We start from the raw sequence: 2176 nt of genomic DNA, 5'->3' as shown, positions 1-2176 counted from the left end.
CCTCTGGCAGATTTACATCTCTTTACGCTATACTACCCGCTGAAATAATCGGCTCAACGCTACGAGCTGATTTTCAATGTGTTTTCACACAAATGGTATCAACTCCCCTTCTGAGGATCTGGCGATAAGCCGGATAAACTATGTTAAACAGCCATTTTGAAGCCACTTTTCGGGGGCAGGAGTCAGTGTTGGTGCAGGTTTGATGGTATTTTAAGAAACTTAAACCCTATGGTAACTTACAGTAAAGATCAAGTTTTTGTGTTTAATACACCACATTCCTGACAAGATTATGTAAACACAACAAGCAAACTGTGGTTAACCTATCGGAATCATCGAATTATAAATGGGATAATAGAGTTTAAATAATTATTGGTTCTGTACTGGTGGATAAGCATTAATCATAAAAAAGGATGTGAATTATGAAAAAACTAATACTTCTGATTGTAGTGCTGTTGGCTGGATGTACAACTAAACCAAAGGAATCATTGGGTGTATGTACCAGTACTGATAATGTCACTCACCAGATCACAATGGCACAAGACGGAACATACATTATATGGGAAGGGATTAAGATGCCTAGAGTACATGTGAATTCGATAGAGGATTTCTCATTCGTATCATACGCAGCAAAGGATAAAAACAATGGAATGGTTACAATGAAAGTTAATAATGACTTTACCCATGTAACCTACCATCACTGGCCTAAAGTATATGTTGGTGGTGAAAATGATTATGATGAATATGGTGGCTGCCACTAATTAAACTAGAAGAATACATACGAGGGAGAATAATGAGAAAGTTTTTTATTATAATAATTACATTTTTGACACTTAACACACATGTATTTGCCAGTACATTCACGTGTTATGATCCTAATGATTATCAAAGAATGGAAATAGTAAACAGTACTACTGGCACTGCTCTGTTCCTACAGATAAATGACACTATACTTTATCGCCATGGAACTGGAGAAAACGGAGAAAGTATTTATGTCGATGAGGGTGCAGAACGAAAAGTATATATAAAATGGATTGATAACAATTTAACTTTCATCAAGTTATTTTATCTTAATAAACTTAAAGTGATTCTAAGCTGTAAGGAATATAATTCTAAATGATAAACCATTAACACATTCAAATTTAATAAAAATCCCTTATGGAATATGTTTGCGTTTGTTGTACATATGGTTAAAAAGTGTTGTTGACTCTTCATTAAAGTACAACGGAGATGTAGAGGGGATCCAAGTATTAGTAAATTGTAACTCCTCTTTCTTGAATCCCTTCCAATAAATCAGTTCTCAATACTGCCAGTACTGGCAAGCATTTCTTTTTTCACGCGAAACACTGTAGCCCTGCCGCAATCACACAACTTTGCGATCTCGTCTGGTGTGTTTTTCCCAGCTTGAAGCATATCAATGATTTTAATGTGTAATTCCTTGTTCTTTTGCTTACCCTTGTACTTCTTCGCCTCTTTAGCAAGGGCGATCCCCTCGTTGCGGCGTGATGCGATCATACCTCGCTCAAATTCTGCAACTGCTCCCATCATGGTTAGGATCAGGCGTGATTGTGGGGAGTTGTCGAAGCTCATTGAATTTGCGAGGAACTGGACAGTGATCCCACGAGCCACGAGGTTATCAATTATTTCCAGCAAATCGCGGGTATTACGTGCGAGGCGGTCAATTGAATGAGTAATGAGGGTATCACCTTCGCGAAGGTGGGAAAGCAGGTTCAGCAGTTCTGGTCTCTCGCTGGTGGATTTGCCTGATTCTTTCTCTGTAACTATTTTGTCGCAAACAGGTTCCAGTACTGCCAACTGACGCTCAAGATTCTGATCCTTCGTTGAGACTCTCGCATAACCAAAAATCATTTTCCTGCCCCTCATTACTGATTTGTATCATTTTGATTAACTAAATGATACAGTATCATTTAAATGCATTCAACATATAAATGATACTAAACGAGACGCTAAAGCGGAGTATCACTAGGGACTACACAAAAGAGATTTTTGATCGTTTATTTTTTGGTCAATTTAGAGTTAGTGAAAAGTTCAGTACCGAGGTCAGAGTTCACGGCATTTTGTCGAGGGGGGTTAAACCTGATCAAGTGAACGAGATATCAAATAAGGCAGAGGCTTTGTTGAATAAATCGAACTTTTGCTGAGTTGAAGGATCAGATCA

3 protein-coding genes are annotated in these 2176 nt (G+C 38.0%); 2 read left to right on the top strand and 1 reads right to left on the bottom strand.

From position 1 onward, the window contains the following. The first annotated feature begins 419 nt into the window (after positions 1-419). Both ADJ24_RS02665 and ADJ24_RS02660 read left to right on the top strand, forming a co-directional pair. Positions 420-758: a hypothetical protein gene (locus ADJ24_RS02665; RefSeq protein ID WP_023310170.1), complete on the top strand. Its 339-nt coding sequence runs from the start codon at positions 420-422 to the stop codon at positions 756-758. Between the two features lie 32 nt (positions 759-790). Beyond that, a complete protein-coding gene (locus tag ADJ24_RS02660) occupies positions 791-1117 on the top strand; it encodes a hypothetical protein (protein ID WP_023310169.1) in 327 nt (108 codons plus the stop codon). Positions 1118-1290: 173 nt separating this feature from the next. Here ADJ24_RS02660 and ADJ24_RS02655 read toward each other — a convergent pair whose 3' ends face one another. Beyond that, positions 1291-1866: a recombinase family protein gene (locus tag ADJ24_RS02655; RefSeq protein WP_023310168.1), complete on the bottom strand. Its 576-nt coding sequence runs from the start codon at positions 1864-1866 to the stop codon at positions 1291-1293. Positions 1867-2176 lie beyond the last annotated feature (310 nt).

The sequence above is a fragment of the Enterobacter sp. 940_PEND genome (assembly GCF_001059415.1).
GTDB lineage: Bacteria > Pseudomonadota > Gammaproteobacteria > Enterobacterales > Enterobacteriaceae > Enterobacter > Enterobacter cloacae_M.
Note: the sequence above shows the minus strand (reverse complement) of the source record. Positions and strands in the feature narration are given on the sequence as shown.

Bases quoted from the DNA above. Each gene is read 5' to 3' on its own strand.
- ADJ24_RS02665 (WP_023310170.1), top strand. From the start codon at position 420: ATGAAAAAACTAATACTTCTGATTGTAGTGCTGTTGGCTGGATGTACA.
- ADJ24_RS02660 (WP_023310169.1), top strand. From the start codon at position 791: ATGAGAAAGTTTTTTATTATAATAATTACATTTTTGACACTTAACACA.
- ADJ24_RS02655 (WP_023310168.1), bottom strand. From the start codon at position 1,866: ATGATTTTTGGTTATGCGAGAGTCTCAACGAAGGATCAGAATCTTGAG.